We start from the raw sequence: 26,326 nt of genomic DNA, 5'->3' as shown, positions 1-26,326 counted from the left end.
TGGCGCGGACAAAGGGAAGCGCCCGGGTGCCGATTGATTGCTGCCGCGCGCGCGAGGCCCCGCCATGCTGGCCCCATGCCTGCTGACGTCGTCAGCGACATGCCAGGCAACCATCGGTCTTCGAGGTTGCGGCGCAGTTCCCACTGCGTGACCGAGCCAGCTCGCACCGCATCCTTCCGCGAGCGGCCACCAGCCTCTGGTGGCGGATGCTTTCGCCTTATCAACCCACCGCGGGGTCACGCACCTTCCCCGCATGCGTGGGCCGGTGTGTCTCCGCTTCATCCCAATGGAGATTCACCATGAACACCACGTCCAACGAGAAATCGTATTTCGACCTCCACACCTCGGGCATCGGCTACATCCAGCGTGTCCGTGAAGTGCCCGTCCGGGGCGGCCGCCGTGCGCAGCCTTTCCTGGCATGCACCATCGCCGCGCTGGTCGGCCCCGCCCGGGACCCCAGCTACCGCTACTTCGACGTCAAGGTCTCGGGTGCCGAGGCCAAGAAGCTCGTTCAGCGCTACATCGGCGTTGACGATCCCAAGCAGCGCCCGCTGGTGCGCTTTCGCCTCGGTGACCTGTGGGGCGATGTGTACATCCGCGACAAGGGTGAGCAGAAGGGTCAGGCCGCCGCGTCCCTCAAGGCGCGACTGCTCAAGGCCGAACTGATCGACCGGGCCGAACTGGCTTCGATCGAGCAGCACGAGTTGATCACCCGCGGCATCGGCTATCTCAATCGTGTGAAGGACGTCACCCCAAAAGCTGGCGACTCGTTCCTCTCTTGCACCGTCGCGGCACTGGCCGGGCCTGTCGATGAACCGGAGTATCGGTACTTCGACACCATCGTCGCCACCCCGGAAGCCGAGCACCTGGTTCGCCGGTGCGTTCAGGCCGTCGAGGGTGACCGCAAGGTGCTGATCGCCTTCCGTCTGAACGACATGAAGATCGATCCGTACATCCGCACCAAGGGTGAGCACGCCGGGGAACCGGCCGCCAGCCTGGAATCGACGCTGGTCCACATCGGTCTCATCAAGATCGACGGCACCCAGGTCTATCCGACGAGCCAGGCGCAAGCCGAGGCGCCGCCGGCCGAAGACGCATCCGCGTCCGAAGCCGACGATGCCATCGACACGGCCACCGAGCCCGCCGAGCGCGAGCCCGAGGCGCAAGTCCAGGAGCAGGAGCCGGCATTGGCTGCTTCGTTCTGATCCGGCACGGCCTCTCACGGGGCCTTGTCGCTTTTCCTCCCCACGTACGCCGCGTCCCCAGGACGCGTGCTTGCGCATTTCATCCCCCGAGTTCCGCGTGGTCTCACGGCCACGCGGTTGTCGAATTTCTCAAAGGAGATCAGCCATGTCTCTGGTATCCCGCTTTGCTCCGCAATCCCCGATCCTGCGCTCTGATCGCCCACTCTCGGACGACCGCATTCGTGCCGTCGTTCCGTCGATCTTCGCCGACGCTCCACATGGGAGCCGGTCCGATCGGTATGCCTACATACCGACCTCGACCGTGCTGACCAAGCTGCGCCAGGAGGGCTTCGAGCCCTTCATGGTGTGTCAGACGCGCGTGCGCAACGAAGACCGGCGCGAGTACACGAAGCACCTCATCCGACTTCGCCATGCAAGCCAGATCAACGGCGACGAGGCGAACGAGATCATCCTGCTCAACAGCCATGACGGCACGAGCAGCTATCAGATGCTCGCCGGCATGTTCCGGTTCGTCTGCCACAACGGCCTGGTTTGCGGTGACACCACCGCAGACATCCGCGTTCCCCACAAGGGCGACGTGGCCAGCCAGGTGATCGAAGGTGCCTACGGAGTCCTCGAAGGTTTCGAGCGCGTGCAGAACGCGCGCGATGCGATGCGCACCATCACCCTCGATGAGGGCGAAGCGGAGGTCTTTGCGAACTCTGCGCTCGCACTCAAGTACGACGATCCGGCCAAGTCCACGCCTGTCACCGAGAGCCAACTGCTGGCCCCTCGGCGATGGGACGACCGCAAGAACGACCTGTGGGCCGTCTTCAACCGCGTCCAGGAGAACCTAGTCAAAGGGGGCCTGAACGGACGCACGGCCAACGGCCGCAATCAGCGCACCCGTCCGGTGCAAGGCATCGACCAGAACCTGCGCCTGAACCGGGCGTTGTGGCTGCTGGCCGAAGGCATGCGCCAGCTCAAGGCGTGATGCCACGCGGACCTCGCCCACCTCGGGCGAGGCCATTTCCTCTCATCCACCGGGTGCCGTCGGCGGCCCGTCATTCATCATCAGGAGAACCATCATGGCAACCCCATCGGCTTCCGAGAAATCTGTTGCGCCCATCGTCGTCCCCGGCCAGCTCACGCTGCGTACCATCCGCGGCAAGAACGGCCCGTTCACGGTTGGCCGCCTCGCGACGCACCTCGGTACTTTCGAGGTCAAAGACCCGGAGCTGGAGCAGTACCCCGAAGGCAAGTACGACGGGGAATTCATCATCAGGTACATCTTCCCGAAGTCCTATCCGGTCGGCGGCGGCATGCGGTTCGAGATCCGTGCCAGCCTCGACGGCATGACGCTCAACGGCATCGACAAACTCAGCCGCGACGAAGCCCGCAGCTTCGCCACCCAGGACGTCGATCCGCTCGATGAAGAGCAAGGGGCGCAGCCTGCGGCAACGCCGGCCAAGCCCACCAAAGCGTCCAGGCCCGCCAAGCCCGCACCCGTGCAGGCGTCCGCGGACCCGCTGGTCGATACCACGCCCTTCGGCGTGGATGCGCCACCGCCTGCTACGGCCGCTGCCCCCGGCAGCACCGAAGACGGTGACGCCGCGCTCTTCGGCCTGCTGTGGCCGCTGGGCGAGTCCGTGAAACTGGATTCGACCATCGACCGCCGCACCCTGCGCGCGCAGATCGCCCGCCTGGGCGAGCTGGGCTACGCGCTGGACTTCAAGACGCAGGAGTGGAGCCGCCAGGCCGAACCAAAACCTGCGTGATCGCAGACGCCGCATGCGCGGTGTTCTTCATCCACCCGCCGGGGTTCCTTTCCCATGCGGGGGAGGCCCTGGCCATTTTCTGGAGGTCTCCATCATGTCCACCATCGCTTGCGATACCCCGCGTTCAACGCTGGATGAACCCGCGTGGCGGGACCTTTGCAAAGCGGCCGCCGCACACGCCCAGCGCGGTTGCGGCTTGTCCTACGACCACTACGTGACGCTCTTCAGTTCGGCGATCGACGCACAGGCCAATCGTTTGCCGGATGAGCAACGTGCTCAGGCTCTCGAAATCGCGGCCCAGGAATGGGACTACGCAACACCTGCCGAACGGCAGGAAACCCAGGACTGGAATGCGGAGCATGGCTATTGCTCGCACGGGATCGAGTTCGGCTACTGCCCGGCCGGTTGTGATCGAGACGATGACGACTGGGATTGAGGGCGACGCATAGGTTCCTTCGCCGCAGATGCGGCATTCCATCACCCGCTGGGGGTTCTTCCCCACGGGGAGGCCTTCAGCTCAACTTTTCGAGGAGGCCTCTCATGGGCTGGTATTTCTCAAACCAATCGCGGTCCGAACTGATCGCGGAACTGATCGCACCGCAAGAGACCGAGCGCGCCAGCGTCAAGGTCATCGCTCACACCCTGCGCGGCAACGTGCTGTGGTCCGTCGCCGAAGTGACCGCCAAGGTCGAAGGCGTGCATCGTGATCTCGCACCGGGCCAGTCCCTGCGCTACATCCGCTGCGATCTGCTTGAACGAAGCGGCGGCCAGTGGGGCTACAAGTCCTTGGACGAGTCCATGCACCCGTACTACTACACGTGCCCGCTGTCCTATCTGGACCTCGCACCGGAGCAGTCCGCCGACTGGCGTGCAGGCGTTCGCGCCTACCACGCGCGGCGGCGCACCCCCACGGCATCCACGGCACCCGCCGCGGCGTCGATGGCCTGAGCCAGGAGGAACCGACATGGACCCGATCCTGGCAACGCTTCCGCCCTCGTTGCTGGCACTCGTTGAAGGGAGTTTGTCCAACGACGAAGTGTCCTCCGACGAGGAAATGCTGGCGTACTTCATCGACAACGGCCTCACCGAGGACCAGGCACGGCAGGCACTGACCTACCGCGACCAGTACCTCAACAACATCTACCTGGAAGGCTTCACGCCGATCACTTCGGCGGACGAGCCGCTTCACTTCAACCCGCACACCCGGCAGTTCGAGCCGGACTGAGCGGTTTTCTTCCACCCCCTGGGGCAGTACTTGCCCCAGCGGGCGGTGCTGTTCCCGTTCATCCGAGGACACCACCATGCCCGCAAACACTTCTTCCACGCTGTACCGCATCGACGAATGCCCGGACGTGATGGCCGACGCCTGCGTCGGCGATGACCAGGGCAACCTGATCTTCCTGTCCATCTGGGCGCGGGACACCGCCGTCCAGCAGTTCCTCGCTCGCCTGACCCTCGGGCGCGACGAGCAGGGACTGGACCAGTTCCACGTCATCACCGACCAGGGCGGCAGCGTCCCGGTATTCATCGGCAACGTCGATCGCCTGGAAAAGCGCATCACGCGCGCGTACCGGCGGACGCTGTTCGGCTCGCTGTCCAACGTGTGGCTGTTCGACCGGCGCTGCGTCAAGCCCGACAAGGCCAACGCCAGCGCATTGGCACTGCTGCCACGCGACAGCGCCCACAGGCTTGACCGCCTGTGGATGCTGGTGCGGGACACCTGCCCGTTGCCGCTGCTCGATCACTGGCGCGAGACCGTGCTGGAACTGCTGCAAACCCGCGAGATGCTGGCCCGCCTTCCGTTCGCCCTCGGGCCGCTGGAAGGCCATCGGCTCGCCATCGACGTGCCGGCGCTGACCCTGGCGCTCGGCTCCCTGATCCGCAGCGACGCGCTCACCGCCTATCCGTATCCGGCCAAGATTTGGACGCCGGAAGCGGTAGCGGCTTGACCCACCCTCGGAGGCACGCCTTGGCGTACTTCCGTGTTTCATCCCCGCCAACCAGGAGACTTCCATGGCCCTCATGTTCCCGCGGCTCGCCCGCAATTTCGTCAAGAACGGATATTTCCCGACCGACGAACCCACGCTCGAAAGAGCGCTCAACGCACTGATGCCCAGCGACGGGCCGATGTGCATCCTCGATCCCTGCGCCGGCGAAGGCGTGGCGATCGCCGAAGCCGCCCATGCCCTCGGGCGCGAGCAGGCAAAGGCGTTCGCCGTCGAGTTCGACGCGGAGCGGGCGCGCCATGCCCGCGGCCTGGTCGATCACTGCCTGCACGCGGACCTGATGGACACGATGGTCTCCAAGCAGTCCTTCGGGCTGCTCTGGCTCAACCCGCCGTATGGGGACCTGTCCAAGGACGTCAACGGCAACATCGGCTATCAGGGCCAGGGCCGTGCCCGCCTTGAAAAGCTGTTCTACCAGCGCACGCTCTCGCTGCTGCAATACGGCGGCGTGCTGGTTTTCATCGTCCCCGGCTACGTGCTCGACGCGGAGTTGGTCGGCTGGCTGACGCGCCACTACACGGACCTGCGCATCTACCGAGCGGTGGAGACGCAGTTCAAGCAGGTGGTGATCTTCGGACGCCGGGTGCGCCAGCGCGAGCAGGTGCCCGATGGCGTCAAGGCCGTGCGCAATCTGCTGTTGCAGGTAGGGCAAGGCGAAGTCGAAGCCGAGGAACTGCCGAGCGAGTGGCCGTTCCTGCCGTACATCGTCCCCGCCAGCCCGGCCGAGCCAGAGCATTTCTTCCGCGTGACGATGGAGCCCGAGCAGTTCGCCGATGAGGTTGGCAGGCTGCAAGGCTTGTGGCCATCGCAGGACACGCACCTGGGGGCTGCGCAGCAATCGCTGCGTCCACCGGCGCGGGCCTTGTCCCGCTGGCATCTCGCCCTGGCTCTGGCCGCGGGTGCGATCTCGGGGGTTGTGCGCTCCAAGACCGGGCGCGTGCTCGTCGTCAAAGGTGACACCCACAAGGACAAGACGCTCCAGCGGGAGTTCACCGAACGCGAAGACGGCTCCATCGCCGAGACCCGCATCCTCACCGACAAGTTCGTTCCCGTCATCCGCGCGTGGGACATGACACCTGGCTCCGCGACACGGGGCGAGGTGTTGACCATTCGCTGATCCACCGGACGCGCTGCCGTCCTGCTGTACCAACTCGAAGGAGAAACACCATGATCCCCAATCCGTTCAAGCGGCCTGCGCCGCACAAGCAACCGTTGTTCGCACCGAGTACGTTGAAGTTGAGCGAGAAGGTGCATTGGCTGGCCCGGCGAGGCCTGATCGACCCCTTGGCCTATGTCCAGCGCCATGTGCGCGGGGACTGGGGCGAGATCGATGAGGCCACACGCCAAGCCAACGACGTGGCGATCCAACAGGACAACCTAATGATCTCGCAGTTCAGGATCACGCCGGACCTGGCGCTGATCGTCAAGACCAGCGAGGACCACCAGACCACGGTGGTCCAGCTTCCCGAAGAGCGGGACCTGATCTGAGGCCCCACATCGTCATCCTCATCCACCTGACGGAGCCACTTCACTCCGGCAGGGGTGTCGTGGCTCAATGACTCATCAAGGAGGAGCCCATGGCATCGCATCGCATCGAAACCTACTGCCAGCGGCTGGCGTTCCCCATCGGGGCGCTCATCTTCAGCAGAGGTGTAGACCGCCTGGTCCGCGCGGGTCGCCTGGACCCGATCCCGTACTTCAGGCGCCACACCCGTGGCGACTGGGGCGACGTCAACATCCAGCAATGGCAGACGAACAGCAGCGCGCTTCAATCGGGCGCGTCGCTGGAATCGCACTACGTGATCCATCCGGGGCTCGCCATTCGCATCGTCACCGATTCGCAGCGCTGCGCAACCGTCATCGTGCTTCCGTCCGAAGACTGAGCACGGTTCACCTGCGGGCCGCCCAGGCCAGCACCTTCAACCACCCTCAGCCACGCGTCGATTCTCTTCCCACCACGGGGCATGCCATTGCCCCGCTGGGGGTGGTGCATGCCCCATTTTTCTTTGGAGCATCACCATGTCCCTCGATCTCGAAACCACTGCCGCTGAATCCGCGCCCGTACAGGGCGAACTGCTCGACGCGGAATCTTCCCCTCTGACCCTGAGCCTTCAGGATTTTGTCGGCGAGTTCGGCGACGAACTACTCGACGCCCTCAACAGCGCTAATCCGCCGGTCTATACCGGCCAACCGCAGGCGCACCGGCAACTGGTGGTCGCCAGCCTCAAGCGCAAGCTGTTCCCAGCCCAGGCCGAAGTCGTCCACGCCGCCGCCGAGCTGCTGATCGACCGTGGCGAACGTGCTGCGATCGTCAATGGCGAGATGGGCTGCGGCAAGACGACCGTCGGCATTGCCACGGCCGCCGTGCTCAACGCCGAAGGCTATCGCCGCACTCTGGTGCTGTCGCCGCCCCACCTGGTTTACAAGTGGCGGCGCGAGATCCAGGAGACGGTGGCCGGTGCCAAGGTGTGGGTACTCAACGGGCCGGATACGCTCGTCAAGCTCATCAAGCTGCGCGAGCAGTTGGGCGTGCAGCCCACGGGCCAGGAGTTCTTCGTCCTGGGGCGCGTCAGGATGCGGATGGGCTTTCACTGGAAGCCTGTCTTCACCACGCGGCGCACCCGCCACGGCGACGTGGCGGCCTGCCCGGACTGCGGCACGGTCATCACCGACCTCGACGGCGAGCCGGTCAACCCGATCGCGCTCCAAGCCGAGGAGTGCCGCAGGAAGTGCGGCCACTGCGCCGCGCCCCTGTGGACACTGATCCGCCCGCGCAGTCTGTCCGGCAGCGACCAGTCCTCGGCCGTGCTCAAAGCCTTAAAGCGCATACCGACCATCGGAGAGGTCACCGCGCAGAAGCTGATGCAAAAGTTCGGTGACGGGTTCCTGGCGTCGATGCTCGGCGACAACATCCATGAGTTCATCAACCTCATGGATGGCAACGGCGAGCTGGTGTTTTCCGACCGTCAGGCCACGCGCATGGAACGTGCGATGGCCAACATGGAGTTCGGCTTTGGCGAGGGCGGCTATCAGCCGTCCGAGTTCATCAAACGCTACCTGCCGCAAGGCACGTTCGACCTGCTCATCGCCGATGAGGCACATGAGTACAAGAACGGGGGCAGTGCCCAGGGCCAGGCCATGGGCGTGCTGGCGGCGAAGGCTCGCAAGACCTTGCTGCTGACCGGCACGTTGATGGGCGGCTACGGGGACGACCTGTTCCACCTGCTGTTCCGAGCCCTTCCGGGGCGGATGATCGAAGACGGCTACCGCCCGACCACGAGCGGCAGCATGACCTCGGCTGCGATGGCGTTCATGCGCGATCACGGGGTGTTGAAGGACATCTACTCCGAGAGCACCGGCACGGCGCACAAGACGGCCAAGGGCACCAAGGTATCGGTGCGCACGGTCAAGGCCCCGGGGTTTGGCCCCAAGGGCGTGCTGCGCTGCATCCTGCCGTTCACGATCTTTCTCAAGCTCAAGGACATCGGTGGCAACGTCCTGCCGCCGTATGACGAGGAGTTCCGTGAAGTCGCGATGGACACGGCGCAAGCCGCGGCCTACCGCGATCTGGCGGGTCGGCTGACCGCGGAGCTGAAACAGGCTCTGGCGCGACGCGATACGACCTTGCTGGGTGTGGTCCTCAACGTGCTGCTGGCCTGGCCGGATTGCTGCTTCCGGTCGGAGACCGTGGTGCATCCGCGCACGCGCAACACCTTGGCGTTTGTCCCGGCTCAGTTCAACGAGTTCGAGATCAGCCCCAAGGAGCGTGAGCTGATCGACATCTGCAAAGCGGAGAAGGCGCAGGGCCGCAAGGTTCTGGCCTACACGGTCTATACCGGCACGCGGGACACCACGTCGCGCCTGAAGGTGCTGCTGGAGCAAGAAGGCTTCAAGGTGGCGGTGCTGCGCGCAAGCGTGGATGCCAGCCGCCGCGAAGACTGGATCGCTGAGCAACTGGATCGTGGCATCGACGTGCTCATCACCAATCCCGAGCTGGTCAAGACGGGATTGGACTTGCTGGAGTTTCCGACGATCGTGTTCATGCAGTCGGGCTACAACGTGTACTCGCTCCAGCAGGCGGCACGCCGCTCCTGGCGCATCGGGCAGAAGTTGCCGGTGCGCGTGATCTACCTCGGCTACGCCGGTTCTTCGCAGATGACCTGCCTGGAACTGATGGCCAAGAAGATCATGGTCTCGCAGTCCACCTCGGGCGACGTGCCCGAATCGGGGCTGGATGTCCTGAACCAGGATGGTGATTCCGTCGAGGTCGCACTGGCCCGGCAACTGGTCGCCGCCTGAACTTCACGCAATGCCGACGGCTCTTTTTTCAGCGCCTCGCAGCGTCAAATTGCACCTTGCCGTACACGCCTGGACAGTGATTCAGCGCTTTCCTTGCGCTCGCTGTAACGATCCACCAGATACGGCGCCACGTCGCGCGTGAGCAGCGTGAACTTCATCAGTTCTTCCATCACGTCCACCACGCGGTCGTAGTAGGCCGAGGGCTTCATGCGTCCGGCCTCGTCGAACTCCTGGTACGCCTTGGCGACCGAGGACTGGTTCGGGATGGTCAGCATCCGCATCCAGCGGCCCAGCACGCGCATCTGGTTGACGGCGTTGAACGACTGCGAGCCGCCCGATACCTGCATCACCGCCAGCGTCTTGCCCTGGGTCGGGCGCACCGCGCCGACCGACAGCGGAATCCAGTCGATTTGGGTCTTCATCAGGCCGGTCATCGCGCCGTGGCGCTCCGGCGAACTCCACACCATGCCCTCGGCCCATTGCACCAGTTCGTGCAGTTCCTTGACCTTCGGGTGATCGGCCGGCGCATCGTCCACCAGAGGCAGCCCGGACGGATTGAACAATCGGGTCTCGCCGCCCAGCGCCCGCAAGATGCGTGCGGCTTCTTCGGCTGCGAGGCGGCTGAACGAGCGTTCGCGCAGCGAACCATAGAGCAGCAGGAAGCGCGGCGCGTGCGTGGCCCGTGCCGGCGCGAACAGATGTTCGGTGTCCGGTTGCTGGAACAGCGCCGTGTCGATGTTCGGCAGGTCGAGACGAGATTCAGACACGGCGGCCGTCCTGATCGACCACCGGCTCGCCGTCTTCCTTGTTGAACGCGCCGCGCTGCGGCTGCGGCAGCAGGTCGAGCACGGCTTCCGAAGGCCGGCACAGGCGCGTGCCTAGCGGCGTGACCACGATAGGCCGGTTGATGAGGATGGGATGCTGGAGCATGAAGCCGATCAGGTCGTCGTCGCTCCACTTCGGGTTGCCCAGGTCGAGGTCGGCATAGGGCGTGCCTTTCTCGCGCAGCACGTCTCGCACCGGCACGCCCATCGCCGCGATCAGCGCCTGGAGCGTGTCGCGGTCGGGCGGCGTTTTCAGGTACTCGATGATGGTCGGTTCCTCGCCGCTGTTGCGGATCAGGCCCAGCACGTTGCGCGAGGTGCCGCAGGCTGGGTTGTGGTAGATCGTGATGGTGCTCATGGATGCCTCTTGGAGGTTACGAAGTGGTCGCGCGGCGTTCGTACCAGCCGCGTGAGCGATTGACCACGCGCACCACCAGCAGCATGACCGGCACCTCGATGAGCACGCCGACCACTGTTGCGAGTGCTGCGCCGGAATGGAAGCCGAACAGGCTGATGGCGGCGGCCACGGCCAGCTCGAAGAAGTTGCTGGCACCAATCAACGCGGATGGCCCAGCGACGCAGTGCTTTTCGCCCACCTGGCGGTTGAGCCAGTACGCCAGACCGGAATTGAAGAACACCTGGATCAGGATCGGCACCGCCAGCATGGCGATCACCAGCGGCTGCCGGATGATGGCCTCGCCCTGGAAGGCGAACAGCAGCACCAGCGTCAGCAACAGCGCGGCGATGGACAATGGGCCGATGCGTTCCAGTGCCCTGTCGAACACGGCCTGCCCCTTGCGCAGCAGCGCCCGGCGCCAGAGCTGGGCCAGGATGACCGGAATGACGATGTACAAACCCACCGACACCAGCAAGGTGTCCCACGGCACCGTGATCGACGACAGGCCCAGCAGCAGGCCGACGATGGGTGCGAAGGCGAACACCATGATGGTGTCGTTCAAGGCCACTTGCGACAGCGTAAATACCGGATCACCGCCAGTCAGCCGACTCCAAACGAAAACCATTGCGGTACACGGTGCAGCAGCCAGCAGGATCAGGCCGGCGATATAGCTGTCGAGCTGATCGGCGGGCAGCCAGTCGGCAAAGACGTGGCGGATGAAGATCCACGCCAGCAACGCCATTGAGAACGGCTTGACGGCCCAATTGATGAACAGCGTGACCCCCATGCCCCGCCAATGCTGGCGCACCTGGCCAAGCGCGGCGAAGTCCACCTTCAGCAGCATGGGGATGATCATTACCCAGATCAGCAGGCCGACCGGCAGGTTGACCTTGGCAATCTCCATGCGGCCGATGGCCTGGAATGCGGCGGGCGCGAACTGGCCCAGAGCGATCCCCGCGATGATGCACACCGCCACCCATAGCGTCAGGTAACGCTCAAAGCCGCTCATGGCGGAGTTTGCTGGCGCGGGGCCGGCAGTATCGGTTGCGCTCATCGGGCGGGCCTCACTGGCGGCCGATGTCGCGCAGTTCACGCTGCAACGACATGGCATCGAGACTCTTGATCGGAAGCGACAGGAACAACTCGATACGTCGGCGCAGCGTCATGGCGGTATCGAAGAACGCCTTGCTTTGTCGTTCCAGGGTGCCTTCCACGGCTGCCGGGTCAGGCACGCCCCAATGCGCCGACACCGGCTTGCCCGGCCACAGCGGACACGCCTCGCCGGCTGCGTTGTCGCAGACGGTGAAGATGAAATCGAACACCGGCGCATCGGGCTTCACGAACTCGTCCCAGCTCTTGCTGCGGTAGCCCGTTGTCGGAAGGTGCAGCCGCTCCAGCGTGGCGAGTGCCAGCGGGTGAACTTCGCCTTTCGGATGGCTACCTGCCGACCAGGCGTGAAACCGCCCTTGGCCCATGTCGTTGAGGATGCCTTCGGCGAGGATGGAGCGGGCCGAATTGCCCGTACAGATGAACAAGGCGTTGTAAGTGGTATCGGTCATGGTCAGCAGCAGGTCTTGGATGGAGAAACCTCGCATACGCCACCTTGGCAGCAATGCTCGGTCAGGTAACCGATCAGACCGTCCATGCGGCCGTACTCGGCGCGATAAATCAGGTTGCGGCCCTGCTGCTCGATGCTGACGAGGCCAGCATGGGCCAGTTCCTTCAAGTGGAAGGACAAGGTGTTGCGGGCCACGTCGAGCTGGTCAGCTAGCGTGCTCGGCGTCAGTCCGCCCGGGCCAGCAACGACCAAGGCGCGGAACACGCGCAGGCGCTGGGTGTGAGCCAGGGCGTTTAAGGCGGAAATGGCTTGATCCTCTTTCATGATTCGATAATACAACATTTATAGAATTAATGTGCAAACCACAGTTGGATTTGCGGGTTGCGCTATGTGTTGGACTGCAAAAGCGGGCACCCCCCAGTTCGCATTTCTGACTGACCGCGCAGCCGCGCGCAGCCAAGGTATCGGCATCGCAACAGAAGAGCCGATGCCATGCCTGCAATCCATGTATCCCGGTGTCTGGTCGGTACCAGCCTCCTGGCCGCAGCCTTGGCCAGCGGCTGCGCGACCACGCCACCGCCGCTGGCCGCCAGCACCGTCGAGGACGTCCCACCCGCGCCCGAGGCTGCACCGCCCGAGTTCATTCCCGTCGTGCGCTATGGCCGCTACACCCTGGTGGAGCTGGCGCCGATGGCGGCGCAGCGCGATCTGCTGGTGCAGACCATCGACGTGTCCATGCCCGAGGAGGTCCGCGCCACGGTCGGCGACGGGCTGCGGCATGTGCTCAAACGCAGCGGCTACCAGCTTTGCGAGACCCCGCATGCGGTGATCGAGCTGTACGCGCTGCCGCTGCCGGCGGCGCACTTGCATCTCGGCCCCATGACCTTGCGCGATGCACTGCTCACCCTGGCCGGTCCGGCTTGGGAACTGCACGCCGATGACCGGACGCGGCAGGTCTGCTTCGAGCGGCCTGGTCGCGACACCGGTGCCGAGCCGGTGTCCGAGCCGCCTGCTGCCGAGGCCGTGCAGACGTTCCCCTTTGCGGGAGGCCAGCCATGAACGCGGCACAGCCGCTCCGGCGCCCGACCGCCGCCGTGGTGTTGCAAAGCCTGCTCTGGCTTTGGCTGCTGGGTCTCAGTGTCTTCGCGATCCTGGGCCACCAGACGATGACCGATCAGGCCGACCAGCAGCAGCTCGATGTCCGGTTGCAGCGCCTCGAAGCCCAGGTGACCGGGCTGGCCGAGACCACGCGGGCCTTGCAGCAGCAGCCCGCAGCCGCCACCGCCGCAGGCCTGCAAGACGCTCGGCAGGCAATGGAGGCGCGCATCGTTCAAGCCGAACAGGCGCTGGGTGGCTATGCCACCGCCGAGGACGTTCAGGCGCTGCGTACCGAAGTCGAGCAGATCAAGGTGCGCCAAGCGACTGCGCGTGCAGCGGCGCCTACCCAGCGGCGCACCCCGAGCCAACCGGCCACCGCCAAGTCCGAACCGCCGCCGCTGCCATTTCGTGTCGTCGGCGCTGAGCTGCGCGCGGGTCAGCGCAGCGTGTCCGTCGCCCCGAGTGCCGGAGATTTCACGCCCGATCAGCTCCAGGTGCTGCTGCCGGGTGATGCGCTGGGTCCGTGGCGCCTGCAGGCGATCGAGGGCAATGCCGCGGTGTTCCAGGCCGGCGACCAGACCCGTCGCGTGGCGATTCCTTGACCGGAGCCCACCACATGAAGCCGTCGATCATCCTGTACGCGTTCCTGCTGGGCTCCATGCAGTTGCCCGCCTGGGCGCAGCAGCCCGCCACGACCCCCGCCCGCAATGCGCAGAGCCAGGAGCGCCCGCTGGCCGCCCGCATCCTGGACGACCGGGTGGCAGGCGAATGGGGCCTGCAACCGCAGGAATGGGCGCGCTATCGCGACTTGATGGATGGGCCGCTGGGCATCTACTCGCCAAATCTGGACCCGCTGTCCGCCCTGGGCATCGAGGCGCGCACCGACGAAGAACGGCGGCGCTACGCAGAGCTGCAGGTGCAAGTCGAAGCGCGCCGCGTGGAGAAGCTGCTCGCGTACCAGCGCGCCTACGACGAGGCCTGGCAGCGCCTGAACCCCGGCATGCAGCGGGTGAACCTGTCTGACGAGAGGCCAGGCGCCGCCGCTGCGCGGGGCAGCGGTCGCACGGCAGTGTTCATCAAGGACGGCTGCGCGGCTTGCGGGCAACTCGTCCAACGCCTGCAATCCTCGGGTGCCGAGTTCGACCTTTACATGGTCGGCAGCCGCCAGGACGATGCGCGCATCCGCGACTGGGCCAAGCGCGCCCAGATCGACCCGGCCCGGGTGCGCAGCGGCGGCATCACGCTCAACCACGACGGCGGCCGCTGGCTGTCGCTGAGCCTGCCCGGCGATTTGCCTGCGGTTGTGCGCGAAGTGAACGGCCAATGGCAACGCCAGCCGTAACGGCGCTGCTGCGCGCACTGGCGCTCACTGCGGGCCTGTTCGCCTGCGCCGCCCATGCCCAGGAGGTTCCGCCACCGGCCTACCAGCTTGCCGCACAGCGCGCGGGCATTCCCTCGACGGTGCTCTACGCCGTGGCCTTGCAGGAGAGCGGCATGCGACGCAATGGACGCATCGTCCCATGGCCGTGGACCCTGAATGTCGCCGGCCAGTCGCGGCGCTTCGCCACCCGTGCCGATGCCTGCGCCGGTTTGCAGCAGGCGATGCGATCTACGCCACCCACGCGCATCGACGCGGGCCTGGGCCAGATCAACCTGGGCTACCACCCGCACCGCTACACCCATGCCTGCGACTTGTTGGACCCGTACCGCAATCTCGCCAGCGCCGCCGAGATCCTCAAGGAGCAGTACACCCCCGGTGAAGACTGGCTGCTGGCCATGGGCCGCTACCACCGGCCCGCGGGCGGTGAGCCTGCCGCCCGCTATCGACGCAGCGTATCCCGACACCTCGCCCGCGTGCAGGGCACGCACTCAATCGCCACGGCGCGAGCCGTGCGTCAGGAGTCGACCCCATGACGAAACCGCTCTGGACCCTGCGGGGCCTGCTCGCGCTGCTGGCGGCGCTGCCGTTGGTCGCGCATGCCGCCGAACCGCTGATCGTGGTCGAGGACCGCGGCGGCGCGTCGGCGCTGCCGTACTACGAAGCGCTTAACCTGCAGCCACGCGCCAACAGCGCGTTGCGGCCTCCCATTCCGACGCCGCAGATTCCCGCCACCCCCGCTGACGAGGCAGCGATGCTGCCGGTACGCAGCGCGAAGCTGATGCCCGGCTTCGTCGCGCGGCGCGTGATCGAGGCACCGGGCCTGCGGCCTTTCGTGGTCATCGGCGACGATGAGACCTCGCAAGCCTGGCTGCGCCGTCACGCGGCGTCGCTGCACGACCGCGGCGCGGTCGGCCTGGTGGTCAATGTCGAGACCGCGCAGGCTTTGGCGCGGTTGCGCGCACTGGCGCCTGGCGTGCCGATGGCCCCCGTGGCCGGCGATGATCTGGCCGAACGCCTGGGCCTGCGGCACTACCCGGCGCTGATCACGGCGACCGGCATCGAGCAATGAGGCCATGTCGGGGAAACAGCCCGTCGAAGTCCTGTTGCGCCCAGCGGTGGAGCTATACACCGTCGCGGCATGTGCGGGCGCCGCGTTTCTGTCCCTGGTGGCCCCGTGGTCGCTCGCGCTGAGCCCAGCCATGGGCGTCGGTGCCGCACTGGCGTTCGGCGCCTATGGCGCGATCCGCTACCGCGATGCGCGGGCGATCCTGCGCTACCGCCGCAACATCCGGCGCCTGCCGCGCTACGTGATGACGAGCAGGGACGTGCCGGTCAGCCAGCAGCGCCTGTTCGTGGGGCGCGGTTTCCTGTGGGAACAGAAGCACACCCACAGGCTGATGCAGACGTACCGGCCGGAATTTCGCCGCTACGTCGAGCCAACACCGGCATACCGGCTGGCGCGACGCCTGGAGGAGCGGCTGGAGTTCGCACCGTTTCCACTGTCTCGCCTCGTACGGCTCACGGGCTGGGATGTGTCATTCAACCCCGTGCGGCCACTGCCACCGGTAGGCGGCCTGCCGCGATTGCACGGCATCGAACCCGACGAGGTCGACGTCAGCCTGCCACTGGGTGAGCGCGTCGGCCATTCGCTGGTGCTGGGCACCACGCGCGTGGGGAAGACGCGGCTGGCCGAGTTGTTCGTCACCCAGGACATCCGTCGCACGAATGCAGACGGTGAGCATGAGGTCGTGATCGTCATCGACCCCAAGGGCGACGCGGATCTCTTGAAACGCATGTACGTCGAAGCCAAGCGAGCGGGTCGCGAGGGCGAGTTCTACGTCTTTCACCTCGGCTGGCCCGAGTTCTCTGCACGCTACAACGCGGTGGGGCGCTTCGGACGCATCAGTGAAGTCGCCACGCGCATTGCCGGGCAACTCTCCGGCGAGGGCAACAGTGCAGCGTTCCGCGAGTTCGCATGGCGCTTCGTCAACATCATTGCGCGCGCATTGGTGGAACTGGGGCAGCGCCCGGACTACATGCTGATCCAGCGGCACGTAATCAACATCGACGCGCTGTTCATGGAGTACGCCCAACACTACTTCGCCAAGACCGAGCCCAAGACCTGGGAGGTGATCGTCCAGATCGAGGCCAAGCTCAACGAGAAGAACATCCCAAGGAACATGATCGGGCGCGAGAAGCGTGTGGTGGCGCTGGAGCAATACCTCTCCCAGGCGCGCAACTACGACCCTGTGCTCGATGGCCTGCGCTCGGCGGTGCGCTACGACAAGACCTACTTCGACAAGATCGTTGCATCGCTGCTGCCGCTGCTGCCGCTGCTGGAAAAGCTCACCAGCGGCAAGATCGCCCAACTCCTGGCGCCGAATTACTCCGACCTGTCTGACGCGCGCCCGATCTTCGACTGGATGCAAGTCATCAGGAAGCGCGCCGTGGTCTATGTCGGCCTGGATGCGCTGTCGGATGCTGAAGTCGCCGCGGCGGTCGGCAACTCCATGTTCTCCGACCTGGTGTCGGTAGCCGGGCACATCTACAAGCACGGGATCGACGACGGCCTGCCGGGTGCCTCGGCTGGCACGCGCATTCCCATCAACGTCCATGCCGACGAGTTCAACGAACTGATGGGCGACGAGTTCATCCCCCTTATCAACAAGGGCGGCGGTGCCGGGCTGCAGGTGACCGCGTATACGCAGACGCTCTCGGACATCGAGGCCCGCATCGGCAACCGCGCGAAGGCCGGCCAGGTGATCGGCAACTTCAACAACCTGTTCATGCTGCGGGTTCGGGAAACCGCCACCGCGGAATTGTTGACCCGTCAATTGCCCAAGGTGGAGGTCTATACCACCACCATCGTCTCCGGCGCGACCGATGCCTCGGACATCCGCGGGACGACGGACTTCACCAGCAACACGCAAGACCGCATCAGCATGTCGAGCGTGCCGATGATCGAGCCATCCCACGTCGTCGGCCTGCCCAAAGGCCAATGCTTCGCGCTGCTGCAGGGTGGTCAGCTCTGGAAGGTCCGGATGCCACTGCCAGCGCCTGACCCCGATGAAGTGATGCCGGCGGACTTGCAGCAACTGGCTGGGTACATGCGTCAGAGCTACAGCGAGGCCACGCAATGGTGGGAGTTCACCAGTTCCCCAGCCTTGCAGGAGGCTGCCTTGCCCGACGACCTGCTGGATGACGCCGCTCCGGCCGAGCCTGACGCGGTGGCCACCGGCGCCGACGACAGCACCGGCGAGGCCGCACCATGAAGGATGCCGCCTCGACCGCGCAGCGGGAGCAGAACCAGCGCCAGGGGCTGATCGTCGGCACCATCACCTTGCCGTTCAGGCTGCTCGGGGTGCTGATCGGTTCGCTGCTGTTCTCGATCGTGGTGGAGTGCGTCGGCATGCACCTGTTCTGGAAGGACCAGGGCTGGCGCCACTCCCAGCAGATGCTGCAGTACGAACTCGGGCACCTGTCGAACCACTTCACGCGCAGCGTGGTGGTGCAGGAGCCCGGGCGCACGGCGCACGAGCTGGTGGATACCGGGTACGGGTGGGTGTTCGTGCGCTCGGGGTTGCTGGAGCGCATGAGCCAGACCGCCGAGCGCGCCCGTGCGCCCAGCCGCGAGCCGACGCGCAACTTCCGCTATTACATCAGCCAGGCCTATGTCTGGGCCGAGAGCTACCTGATCGCCGCGGCCTTCACGACGCTCACGTTCCTCGTGCGCCTGCTGGTCCTGGTGCTCACGCTGCCGCTGATCCTCACTGCGGCATTCGTCGGCCTGATCGACGGCCTGGTGCGGCGGGACGTGCGGCGGTTCGGCGCGGGCCGGGAATCCGGCTTCATCTACCACCGCGCGAAAGCGAGCCTGATGCCGCTGGCCGTGCTGCCCTGGATCACCTACCTCGCGCTGCCGATCTCGGTGCATCCGCTGCTGATCCTGCTGCCCAGCGCAGCCTTGCTGGGACTGGCCGTGAGCCTGACCGCGGGCAGCTTCAAAAAGTACCTCTAGGCCATCAATCCGGTCGCTTCCGGGTTCCTATTGTTTGCGGCCTGAAACAGCCCTGATCTCCACGATCAACCCATTGCTGATCACACAGGAATGGCGCGATGTTGGCTTCGATCTGGCTGCGCGCCGCGCATCGCGGCGTGCCCACTTTTCTCGTGACGGCCCTCGTGCTGGGCCGGTCCCCGATGGCCTTGGCCGAGTCCCCGGCGCAGCGCCAGGAGTTGGTCGCCGCGCTGCGCCAGCTCGACGCGCTGGAACGCACCGTCGCGGACAGCGCCGCGCATACCCCCATCACACCGGGCGAGCGCTACCACTTCGATTACCCGCGGCTCCAGGCTGACTTGGCGCGCGTGCGCGCCGGCATCCAATTTCACCTGACGCCATCGCGCGCTCAACCGCGCGCCCCCTCCGAACTGGCCGGCGAATACCGCACCGAACGGGCGACCGAGCCGCTGCCGGCGACGACTGCGGAGGGCAAGCAATGAACGGCGCCCAGGTCTCGGCATTTCAAGCCAACAGCGGTATCGCGCCTTCCGCGATGGCGACCGTTCTGGTCGGCGTCGTGTTCGCGGTCCTGCTCGTGTGGGGCGTCTGGGCCATCCGAACGGCCTACGTGGGGTGGTCCGAGAGCCGCCTCAACCAGCGCCAGTTCCTCGGCGTCTGCATCCGCTTCGTCGCGATGTACCTCGTCCTGAGTTTCTTCCTTCTGTCCTGACCTGAAAGGCCCGACCATGCACAACCGCAACCTCACTTCCCGTTTTGCCCAGCGCGCCGCCGTGGCCCTGGGCGCCGCCGCGCTGCCGGCGCTGTCGTTCGCGCAAGGTCTGCCGCAATTGGAGAACCCCACGCGCGGCACCGGCAACGGCATCATGGAGACGATCCGCAACTACGGCTACGACATCATCATGCTCGTGGCCCTGCTGGTGGTGGCGTCGATGTTCATCGGCGTCTGCTACCACGCCTACGGGACCTACGCGGAGATCCACACCGGCCGCAAGACGTGGGGCCAGTTCGGCCTCACGGTCGCTATCGGCGCCGTGCTGCTTGTGATCGGCATCTGGCTGCTCACCGAAGCCACCGGCATCCTGTAAGCGAGGCCGGTATGTCCGAGCAGCAGCACGTCCGTGCGGACGGAACGGTCACCTTCCTTCCGCACCGGCTCAACCGCCATCCCGTTGTGGTGCGCGGCCTCACCGCTGACGAACTCTGGATTTGCTGCGGCCTGTCCGGTGCCGCCGGCCTGCTGGTCGGCGCGCCGCTGTCCTGGGTGTTCCGCACGATCGCGCTGGCGCCGACCTTCGTCGTCCTGGGCGTGGCGCTCGGCGTCTTCATCGGCGGCGGCATCCTGCGCCGCCTCAAGCGTGGGCGTCCCGACACCTGGCTGTATCGGCAACTGCAATGGCGCATCGCCACGCGCCATCCGCTGATGGCCGGCTGGGTGGGTGGCCATGTGCTGATCTCGCGCTCGGGCTTCTGGTCCACCCGCAGGAGCATGCGATGAGCCGCTTCAAAAACGAGATCACCCACCTGCAGGCGCACATCAAGACCTTGCGGCTGGCCGCGGGCGCGCTGGTCGTCGTCGCCCTGGTCATGGGCGGCGGCTGGTGGAGCGCGCCGCGCGACCTGACCATCCACGTCCCGCCCGACCTGCGCTCTGGCAGTACCCGCAAGTGGTGGGAAGTGCCGCCCGAATCGGTCTATGCGTTCACGTTCTACGTGTTCCAGACGCTGAACCGCTGGCCAACCAATGGCGAGGAAGACTACTCGCGCAACCTCCACACGCTCTCGCCGTACCTCACCCCGTCCTGCCAGGCCTTCCTGCGGGCGGACTATGACTACCGCCGCTCCACGGGCGAGCTGCGTCAGCGCGTGCGCGGCATCTACGAGATTCCCGGCCGCGGCTATGGCGACGACCCCACGGCGCGCGTGCGCACCGTGTCCGATCGCGACTGGGTGGTGACGCTGGACATCACGGCGGACGAGTACTACGGCGCCGAGCAGGTCAAGCGCGCCCTGGTGCGCTATCCGATCAAGGTCACGCGGGTGGACGTCGATCCCGCCCGTAACCCGTTCGGCCTGGCGCTGGACTGCTACGACGGCGCGCCCCAGCGCATCAGTGCACCGGAGCCGACGCGCCCGGCGCCGAGTGGCCTGTCTCCGCAAGCGCCTCAAGGAGGAAACACCCCATGAAGCACCCTGTACTCGCGCTGCTGGGGCTACTGGCCGTGGCCGCGGCACCCGTCGCCCATGCAGTGGAAATCCTGCGCTGGGAACGCATGCCACTGGCAGTGCCGCTGAAGGTCGGTCAGGAACGCATCGTGTTCATCGACCGCAACGTGCGCGTGGGCGTGCCCGCGGGCGTGGGCGAACGCCTGCGCGTGCAGAGTGCGGGGGGCGCGGTGTACCTGCGCGCCAGCGAGCCGATCGAGCCCACGCGGTTGCAACTGCAGGACGCCGACACGGGCGCGCTGATCCTGCTGGACATCGCAGCCGAACCACCCAAGGACGGGGAAGCCGAGCTGGAGCCGGTGCGCATCGTCGAGGGTGACAGCGCACCGGGACGCTATGGCGAGCAGGCCGACAGTGCCGAGGCCCCGGCACGCGCCCAGGGCCAAGCAGGTGCGCGGACCGCGCGGCGCGAAACTCCGGTCCCTGTCGTGCTGACGCGCTTCGCCGCGCAGAACCTCTACGCACCGCTGCGCACCGTCGAGCCGCTTCCGGGCGTCATGCGGGTCAACCTGCCCCGCGACCTCGACCTGGACACACTGATGCCAACGCTGCCCGTGCGCGCGGTCGCACTCGCGTCGTGGCGCCTGGAGGACCAGTGGGTCACTGCCGTGCGCCTAACCAACGGCAGCGGCGGCTGGATCACGCTCGACCCGCGCGTGCTGCAAGGCGATTTCCTCACCGCCACCTTCCAGCACGAGGCGCTGGGCCCGCGCGGCACGCCCGAGGACACGACCGTCCTGTACCTGGTCACGCGCGGCCGCGGTCTCGCGCAGTCGCTGCTGCCGGCGATTCACCGCTTCGACCCGGCCGTGCATCTGCCGCAGCCGGACGGCGACGAGAACACCAAGGAGGCCCGCCATGCGCAGTAACGGCCTGCTCAAGTGGCTGATGATCCCTGTTGCCATCCTGGTGCTGTTCGTCGGTATCCGGCTGTTCTCGGGTGGAGGCAGCACGGCGCCACCCGCGGCGGACAACGGCGCCCAGCTCACGCCCGATGAAATGAAGGCGCTGGGCATCGAAGGCGACACCCCGCGCGACACCGTGGCGACGCTCGTTGCCCAAGTGAAGCAGTTGCGCACCGAGCTTCAGACCGCGCTCTCGGACAACAAGTCGCAGCGTGAAGAGAACCAGCGACTGCGCCAGCGCGAGAACTCCATCGACCAGCGCATCAACTCGGCGCTCGAATCCGAGCGGTCCAACCTGCGCCGCGACCAAGAGCAGGCGGCCAGCGCGCGCCAGCAGACCGAAGGGCTGCTCGCCGACCTGCAGCGGCGTCTGGACAGTATCGGCGGNCGNGGCGGCGGCCATGCNGACCTGCCCGTGGGCCTGGGGCTGCAGGGCGGCGACGAGGCAGGCATGGAGGGCGGCGTGCGGTGGGTCGAGCCGGACGACGCAAAGCCCGCCGAGGGGCGCAACGGGGGGCGTGGCGCGAGCGGCGGCATGAGCTTCCCCACGAGCTTCGGCCCGGCGCAGAGCACGCTCGAAACCACTGCGGAAACCGTGGCCAACGCGGGCGCCCGCGCCGCCGGGGTCAAGAGTGCCAAGCCGGTCTACACCGTGCCGACCAACNNCACGGTCAACGATCCCTATCCGTTCAAAGTTCTGGTCGGGCCGGACAACCTGACCGCCAATGGCATCGACATTCCCGACGTGGCCGGCGCCGTGTTCAGCGGCACCGCTTCGGGCGACTGGACGCTCTCGTGCGTGCGCGGCCAGGTGCGCAGCATCACGTTCGTCTTCCACGACGGCACGATTCGCACGATCCCCGAAGACCGCGAGGGCAACCAGCAGAACAACCAACAGCGCGATGGCTTGGGCTGGATCAGCGATCCCCACGGCATTCCTTGCGTCAGCGGCGAGCGGCGCAGCAACGCCCAGCAATACCTCGGCTCGCAGGCCCTGATCACCGCGGCCGGCGCCGGTGTGGCCTCACTCATCGAGAGCGACAGCGGCCGCATGTCCTATGTCGGCTCGGACGGCTCCATCGGCACCGTGGGCATCACCGGCCAGGAAGCGGTCGGCCAGATTCTGGCGGGCGGCGTGCGGGACATGTCGGCCTGGGTCAACAAGTTGTACGGCCAGGCGTTCGCCGCCGTCTATGTCCAGCCCGGCGCCAAGGTTGCCGTCCACCTCGAAAAGCCGCTCGCCATCGACTTCGATCCCGAAGGCCGCAAGGTCGATCACCGCGCAGGAGAAAGCCATGCACTCGAACTTGACTAACCTGGCCCGTGGCCTGGCACTGGCCCTCGCCGTCGCGGTGCTTGGCGGCTGCGCCACCAGCAAGGAAAAGCTGCTGACCCACGGTGACCGCACGATGATGGACATCTGGCAGCAGGAGGCCGGCGACGGCGGTGGCGCAGCCGGACGGAACGCCGGCCGCCAGCTGCTCGATGCGCGCCAGAGCCTGCGTCGGCCCCTGACCGACGCCGACGTGCAGGTCGCACCCGTCGAGCAGATGCGCTACACGCGCACCGCGCGCAATGAGGTCCACCGCCAGTTCCAGCGTCTGCCCAATCCCGATCTCGTCATGTACGTGTATCCGCACCTGGCGGGCACGGACCCCGTGCCGGTGCCGGGCTACACGACGGTCTTCCCGCTCAACCAGCGCATCCAGTACGCCATGCCAGGCGAGCGCGTGGAGGCCTACTGATGCGGTGGAAACTTCCCTGGCCTAAGCCGGCCGCGCCGAAGCTGGCCGCATCCGGCGCTGGTGATGATGAGCAGCCGGACGGCTGGCAGCGCCACGTCGAGGCCTTGCGGCAGGTCGGCATCCCCGAACCCGGCTCGGCAGTCCGGGGCCGCAAGCCGGCGACGGAGGCCGACGAGCAGGCGCTGTACGACGTCGCACCGTCCTTCGTGGAACTGCTGCCCTGGGTGGAGTTCTTGCCCGAGTCGAAATCGATGCTCCTGGAGGACGGCCAATCGGTGGCCGCCTTCTTCGAGCTGGTGCCGCTGGGGACCGAGGGCCGGGAACCCGGCTGGCTCGCGCACGCCCGCGACGCCTTAGAAAACGCGCTCCAGGACAGCTTCGATGAACTGGACGAGAACCCCTGGGTGTTGCAGCTCTACGCCCAGGACGAACCGAGCTTCGACCAGTACATGCAGACGTTGCGCGACTACGTGCAGCCGCGCGCCCGTGGCACGGTGTTCACGGAGTTCTACCTGCGGTTCTTTGCCCACCATCTGCGCGCGGTGGCCAAGCCCGGTGGCTTGTTCCAGGACACGGTGGTCACACGCTTGCGCTGGCGCGGCCAGACGAGGCGTGTGCGCATGGTCGTCTATCGCCGCGTGACCGGACAAGGACAGGGCCAGGCAAACCGCCGGGGCCAGACACCCGAGCAGATGCTGAACATCGTCTGCGACCGCCTGTGCGGCGGGCTGGCGAACGCCGGCATCCAGGCTCGCCGCCTGGGTGCGGCAGACGTCCATGACTGGCTGCTGCGCTGGTTCAACCCGCGTCCGACGCTGCTCGGGCCTGGGGTCGAGGACCGGGAGCGCTTCTATGCGTTCGCGCGCTACCCCGCCGACACCGAGGCTGGCGAGATCGAACTGGCGAGCGGGCGGGATTTTAGCCAGCGGCTTTTCTTCAGCCAGCCACGCTCGGACGTGGAGCATGGCACCTGGCACTTCGACGGCATACCGCACCGTGTGTTGGTCACTGACCGGCTGCGCATGCCGCCCGGAACGGGACACCTGACTGGCGAAACCCGCAAGGGCGATGCGATCAACACGCTGTTCGATCAGATGCCCGAGGACACGACGATGTGTCTGACCATGGTGGCGACGCCCCAGGACATTCTCGAATCGCACCTGAACCACCTGGCGAAGAAGGCAGTCGGCGAAACACTGGCATCGGAGCAGACGCTCAAGGACGTGCAGGAGGCGCGCTCGCTCATCGGCAGCGCGCACAAACTCTACCGCGGCACGCTGGCCTTCTATCTGCGCGGACGCGACGAAGCCGAGCTTGACCGGCGCGGTCTGGACCTCGCCAACGTGATGCTCAACGCGGGGTTGCAGCCCGTTCGCGAGGACGATGAAGTCGCGCCGCTCAACAGCTATCTGCGCTGGCTACCGTGCTGCTACAACCCCGCGCAGGATCGGCGAAACTGGTTCACCCAACTGATGTTCGCCCAGCATGTGGCGAATCTCTCGCCGGCGTGGGGTCGCAGCCAGGGTACGGGCCATCCGGGCAACACGTTCTTCAACCGCGGTGGCGGGCCGATCACGTTTGATCCGCTGAACCGCTTAGACAGGCAGATGAATGCCCATCTATTCCTGTTCGGCCCCACCGGCTCGGGCAAGAGCGCCACGCTCAACAACCTGCTGAACCAGGTCACGGCCATCTACCGGCCGCGCCTCTTCATCGTGGAAGCCGGCAACAGCTTCGGGCTGTTCAGCGACTTCGCCAGGCGCCTGGGCCTGACGGTGAACCGGGTCAAGCTGGCCCCCGGATCGGGCATCAGCCTGGCACCGTTCGCGGATGCCCGCCGGCTGATCGAAACACCCAGCGACGTGCAGACGCTCGATGCCGATGCGTTGGACGAAGACCTGCCACCGGATGCCTCGGTCATGGAGGCAGACGAACAGCGTGACGTGTTGGGCGAGTTGGAGATCACGGCACGGCTGATGATCACCGGCGGCGAGGACAAGGAGGAAGCCCGGATGACGCGGGCCGACCGTTCGCTGATCCGCCAGTGCATCCTCGACGCCGCCGAACACTGCGTGGCTGAGAAGCGCACGGTGCTCACTCGCGACGTGCGCAACGCGCTGCGCGCCCGCGGTCAGGACTCGACGCTTCCCGAGATGCGGCGCATGCGGCTGCTGGAGATGGCGGACGCGATGGACATGTTCTGCCAAGGCACCGATGGCGAGATGTTCGACCGCGATGGCACGCCGTGGCCCGAGGCCGACATCACGCTGGTGGATCTGGCGACCTATGCCCGCGAGGGCTACAACGCGCAGCTCTCCATCGCCTACATCAGCCTGATCAGCACGGTGAACAACATCGCCGAGCGCGACCAGTACCTGGGTCGTCCGATCATCAATGTGACCGACGAAGGCCACATCATCACGAAGAACCCGTTGCTCGCGCCCTACGTCGTGAAAATTACCAAGATGTGGCGCAAATTGGGCGCCTGGTTCTGGCTGGCGACCCAGAACATCGACGACCTGCCGCGTGCCGCAGAGCCCATGCTCAACATGATTGAGTGGTGGATCTGCCTGTCGATGCCGCCCGATGAGGTCGAGAAGATTGCACGCTTCCGTGAACTCTCACCAGCGCAGAAAGCGCTGATGCTTTCTGCGCGCAAGGAGGGGGGGAAATTCACCGAGGGCGTGATCCTGTCGAAGTCGATGGAAGTGTTGTTCCGCGCGGTGCCGCCGAGCCTTTACCTCGCGCTTGCGCAGACCGAACCCGAGGAGAAGGCCGAGCGCTACCAGCTCATGCAGCAATACGGCTGCACCGAGCTGGAAGCCGCCTTCAAGGTGGCCGAGAAGATCGACCAGGCACGCGGCATCGAGTCGCCCGCCTTGGAACTGTCGTAAGCCGGAGAACGCC

At 66.2% G+C, this 26,326-nt stretch carries 32 protein-coding genes and 2 pseudogenes; 29 read left to right on the top strand and 5 right to left on the bottom strand.

The annotated features are described in order from the left end of the window. Positions 1 to 299: 299 nt before the first annotated feature. The 11 genes from ACNA0J_RS09385 to ACNA0J_RS09335 all read left to right on the top strand — a co-directional run bounded on the left by ACNA0J_RS09385 (position 300) and on the right by ACNA0J_RS09335 (position 9,267). Positions 300 to 1,205, top strand: a complete 906-nt coding sequence (locus tag ACNA0J_RS09385; RefSeq protein WP_003116825.1) for a DUF3577 domain-containing protein — start codon at positions 300 to 302, stop codon at positions 1,203 to 1,205. A gap of 145 nt (positions 1,206 to 1,350) precedes the next feature. Continuing rightward, positions 1,351 to 2,178, top strand: coding sequence for a DUF932 domain-containing protein (locus tag ACNA0J_RS09380; RefSeq protein ID WP_013391792.1), 828 nt, complete (start codon positions 1,351 to 1,353; stop codon positions 2,176 to 2,178). Between the two features lie 94 nt (positions 2,179 to 2,272). Continuing rightward, positions 2,273 to 2,962, top strand: a complete 690-nt coding sequence (locus tag ACNA0J_RS09375; protein ID WP_003116823.1) for a DUF3275 family protein — start codon at positions 2,273 to 2,275, stop codon at positions 2,960 to 2,962. Positions 2,963 to 3,056: 94 nt separating this feature from the next. Next, a complete protein-coding gene (locus ACNA0J_RS09370) occupies positions 3,057 to 3,398 on the top strand; it encodes a hypothetical protein (protein WP_003116822.1) in 342 nt (113 codons plus the stop codon). Positions 3,399 to 3,502: 104 nt separating this feature from the next. Continuing rightward, positions 3,503 to 3,910, top strand: coding sequence for a hypothetical protein (locus ACNA0J_RS09365; protein ID WP_415818642.1), 408 nt, complete (start codon positions 3,503 to 3,505; stop codon positions 3,908 to 3,910). 16 nt (positions 3,911 to 3,926) lie between these two features. Beyond that, on the top strand, positions 3,927 to 4,187 hold the full coding sequence (locus ACNA0J_RS09360; RefSeq protein WP_003090124.1) for a hypothetical protein: 261 nt from the start codon (positions 3,927 to 3,929) through the stop codon (positions 4,185 to 4,187). Positions 4,188 to 4,263: 76 nt separating this feature from the next. Then, on the top strand, positions 4,264 to 4,911 hold the full coding sequence (locus tag ACNA0J_RS09355) for a hypothetical protein (protein ID WP_003116820.1): 648 nt from the start codon (positions 4,264 to 4,266) through the stop codon (positions 4,909 to 4,911). Positions 4,912 to 4,951: 40 nt separating this feature from the next. Then, on the top strand, positions 4,952 to 6,085 hold the full coding sequence (locus ACNA0J_RS09350; RefSeq protein WP_223224654.1) for a DUF6094 domain-containing protein: 1,134 nt from the start codon (positions 4,952 to 4,954) through the stop codon (positions 6,083 to 6,085). A gap of 50 nt (positions 6,086 to 6,135) precedes the next feature. After that, a complete protein-coding gene (locus ACNA0J_RS09345) occupies positions 6,136 to 6,456 on the top strand; it encodes a hypothetical protein (protein ID WP_003116818.1) in 321 nt (106 codons plus the stop codon). A gap of 89 nt (positions 6,457 to 6,545) precedes the next feature. Next, positions 6,546 to 6,851: a hypothetical protein gene (locus ACNA0J_RS09340; RefSeq protein WP_003116817.1), complete on the top strand. Its 306-nt coding sequence runs from the start codon at positions 6,546 to 6,548 to the stop codon at positions 6,849 to 6,851. Between the two features lie 136 nt (positions 6,852 to 6,987). Next, entirely contained in the window at positions 6,988 to 9,267 is a 2,280-nt protein-coding gene (locus ACNA0J_RS09335; protein ID WP_013391793.1) for a helicase-related protein, read from the top strand. Between the two features lie 44 nt (positions 9,268 to 9,311). Here ACNA0J_RS09335 and arsH read toward each other — a convergent pair whose 3' ends face one another. The 5 genes from arsH to ACNA0J_RS09310 are packed head-to-tail and all read right to left on the bottom strand — an operon-like array spanning position 9,312 to position 12,370. Beyond that, the gene (arsH, locus tag ACNA0J_RS09330) at positions 9,312 to 10,034 is read right to left on the bottom strand and encodes an arsenical resistance protein ArsH (RefSeq protein ID WP_013391794.1); all 723 of its coding nucleotides are present in this window, start codon (positions 10,032 to 10,034) and stop codon (positions 9,312 to 9,314) included. Continuing rightward, complete coding sequence (arsC, locus tag ACNA0J_RS09325) at positions 10,027 to 10,449, bottom strand: arsenate reductase (glutaredoxin) (RefSeq protein ID WP_013391795.1); 423 nt, start codon at positions 10,447 to 10,449, stop codon at positions 10,027 to 10,029. The genes arsH and arsC overlap by 8 nt, the downstream gene beginning before the upstream one ends. A gap of 16 nt (positions 10,450 to 10,465) precedes the next feature. Continuing rightward, positions 10,466 to 11,542 carry an ACR3 family arsenite efflux transporter gene (gene arsB / locus ACNA0J_RS09320; protein ID WP_013391796.1) on the bottom strand — a complete coding sequence of 359 codons (1,077 nt, stop codon included), beginning with the start codon at positions 11,540 to 11,542 and terminating at the stop codon, positions 10,466 to 10,468. 10 nt (positions 11,543 to 11,552) lie between these two features. Next, positions 11,553 to 12,047 (bottom strand): arsenate reductase ArsC, encoded by a 495-nt coding sequence (locus ACNA0J_RS09315; protein ID WP_013391797.1) that lies wholly within the window; start codon positions 12,045 to 12,047, stop codon positions 11,553 to 11,555. A gap of 2 nt (positions 12,048 to 12,049) precedes the next feature. After that, the gene (locus tag ACNA0J_RS09310; protein WP_016445103.1) at positions 12,050 to 12,370 is read right to left on the bottom strand and encodes an ArsR/SmtB family transcription factor; all 321 of its coding nucleotides are present in this window, start codon (positions 12,368 to 12,370) and stop codon (positions 12,050 to 12,052) included. A 168-nt stretch (positions 12,371 to 12,538) separates the two neighbouring features. Here ACNA0J_RS09310 and pilL2 point away from each other — a divergent pair, with 168 nt between their 5' ends. The 18 genes and pseudogenes from pilL2 to ACNA0J_RS09220 all read left to right on the top strand — a co-directional run bounded on the left by pilL2 (position 12,539) and on the right by ACNA0J_RS09220 (position 26,313). After that, a complete protein-coding gene (gene pilL2, locus ACNA0J_RS09305; protein WP_013391799.1) occupies positions 12,539 to 13,105 on the top strand; it encodes a PFGI-1 class ICE element type IV pilus protein PilL2 in 567 nt (188 codons plus the stop codon). Further along, positions 13,102 to 13,746: a hypothetical protein gene (locus ACNA0J_RS09300; protein WP_013391800.1), complete on the top strand. Its 645-nt coding sequence runs from the start codon at positions 13,102 to 13,104 to the stop codon at positions 13,744 to 13,746. The genes pilL2 and ACNA0J_RS09300 overlap by 4 nt, the downstream gene beginning before the upstream one ends. A 14-nt stretch (positions 13,747 to 13,760) precedes the next feature. Then, positions 13,761 to 14,486, top strand: a complete 726-nt coding sequence (locus ACNA0J_RS09295; protein ID WP_013391801.1) for a TIGR03759 family integrating conjugative element protein — start codon at positions 13,761 to 13,763, stop codon at positions 14,484 to 14,486. Continuing rightward, positions 14,468 to 15,058 (top strand): transglycosylase SLT domain-containing protein, encoded by a 591-nt coding sequence (locus ACNA0J_RS09290; protein ID WP_013391802.1) that lies wholly within the window; start codon positions 14,468 to 14,470, stop codon positions 15,056 to 15,058. Before ACNA0J_RS09295 ends, ACNA0J_RS09290 begins: the two co-directional genes overlap by 19 nt. Further along, positions 15,055 to 15,594, top strand: coding sequence for an integrating conjugative element protein (locus ACNA0J_RS09285; protein WP_013391803.1), 540 nt, complete (start codon positions 15,055 to 15,057; stop codon positions 15,592 to 15,594). The genes ACNA0J_RS09290 and ACNA0J_RS09285 overlap by 4 nt, the downstream gene beginning before the upstream one ends. Before the next feature lie 4 nt (positions 15,595 to 15,598). Continuing rightward, positions 15,599 to 17,797 (top strand): type IV conjugative transfer system coupling protein TraD, encoded by a 2,199-nt coding sequence (gene traD, locus ACNA0J_RS09280; protein WP_415818636.1) that lies wholly within the window; start codon positions 15,599 to 15,601, stop codon positions 17,795 to 17,797. After that, entirely contained in the window at positions 17,794 to 18,543 is a 750-nt protein-coding gene (locus tag ACNA0J_RS09275; protein ID WP_013391805.1) for a TIGR03747 family integrating conjugative element membrane protein, read from the top strand. The genes traD and ACNA0J_RS09275 overlap by 4 nt, the downstream gene beginning before the upstream one ends. A 98-nt stretch (positions 18,544 to 18,641) precedes the next feature. Then, complete coding sequence (locus ACNA0J_RS09270) at positions 18,642 to 19,025, top strand: integrative conjugative element protein, RAQPRD family (protein WP_013391806.1); 384 nt, start codon at positions 18,642 to 18,644, stop codon at positions 19,023 to 19,025. Next, positions 19,022 to 19,255: a TIGR03758 family integrating conjugative element protein gene (locus ACNA0J_RS09265; RefSeq protein WP_003050225.1), complete on the top strand. Its 234-nt coding sequence runs from the start codon at positions 19,022 to 19,024 to the stop codon at positions 19,253 to 19,255. Before ACNA0J_RS09270 ends, ACNA0J_RS09265 begins: the two co-directional genes overlap by 4 nt. A gap of 16 nt (positions 19,256 to 19,271) precedes the next feature. After that, complete coding sequence (locus ACNA0J_RS09260) at positions 19,272 to 19,631, top strand: TIGR03745 family integrating conjugative element membrane protein (protein ID WP_003090173.1); 360 nt, start codon at positions 19,272 to 19,274, stop codon at positions 19,629 to 19,631. A gap of 11 nt (positions 19,632 to 19,642) precedes the next feature. Beyond that, a complete protein-coding gene (locus ACNA0J_RS09255) occupies positions 19,643 to 20,041 on the top strand; it encodes a TIGR03750 family conjugal transfer protein (RefSeq protein WP_003050133.1) in 399 nt (132 codons plus the stop codon). Beyond that, entirely contained in the window at positions 20,038 to 20,730 is a 693-nt protein-coding gene (locus tag ACNA0J_RS09250; RefSeq protein WP_003116810.1) for a PFL_4703 family integrating conjugative element protein, read from the top strand. Before ACNA0J_RS09255 ends, ACNA0J_RS09250 begins: the two co-directional genes overlap by 4 nt. Then, the gene (locus tag ACNA0J_RS09245) at positions 20,727 to 21,638 is read left to right on the top strand and encodes a TIGR03749 family integrating conjugative element protein (RefSeq protein ID WP_003116809.1); all 912 of its coding nucleotides are present in this window, start codon (positions 20,727 to 20,729) and stop codon (positions 21,636 to 21,638) included. The genes ACNA0J_RS09250 and ACNA0J_RS09245 overlap by 4 nt, the downstream gene beginning before the upstream one ends. Then, a pseudogene (locus ACNA0J_RS09240) lies at positions 21,628 to 22,061 on the top strand (TIGR03752 family integrating conjugative element protein); the annotation flags it as partial. The gene ACNA0J_RS09245 and the pseudogene ACNA0J_RS09240, both read left to right, overlap by 11 nt. Before the next feature lie 19 nt (positions 22,062 to 22,080). Then, positions 22,081 to 22,338, top strand: a pseudogene (locus ACNA0J_RS09235) (TIGR03752 family integrating conjugative element protein); the annotation flags it as partial. A gap of 2 nt (positions 22,339 to 22,340) precedes the next feature. Then, on the top strand, positions 22,341 to 22,989 hold a 649-nt coding region (locus ACNA0J_RS09230), incomplete at its 5' end, for a TIGR03752 family integrating conjugative element protein (protein WP_415818632.1). Continuing rightward, a complete protein-coding gene (locus tag ACNA0J_RS09225; protein WP_003116807.1) occupies positions 22,970 to 23,419 on the top strand; it encodes a TIGR03751 family conjugal transfer lipoprotein in 450 nt (149 codons plus the stop codon). The genes ACNA0J_RS09230 and ACNA0J_RS09225, both read left to right, overlap by 20 nt. Next, positions 23,419 to 26,313: a conjugative transfer ATPase gene (locus ACNA0J_RS09220; RefSeq protein ID WP_013391807.1), complete on the top strand. Its 2,895-nt coding sequence runs from the start codon at positions 23,419 to 23,421 to the stop codon at positions 26,311 to 26,313. The genes ACNA0J_RS09225 and ACNA0J_RS09220 overlap by 1 nt, the downstream gene beginning before the upstream one ends. Positions 26,314 to 26,326 lie beyond the last annotated feature (13 nt).

Source organism: Bordetella tumbae, assembly GCF_965139195.1.
Taxonomy (GTDB): Bacteria; Pseudomonadota; Gammaproteobacteria; order Burkholderiales; family Burkholderiaceae_B; genus Bordetella_A; species Bordetella_A tumbae.
This window is presented reverse-complemented; position numbering and strand designations above follow the sequence as displayed.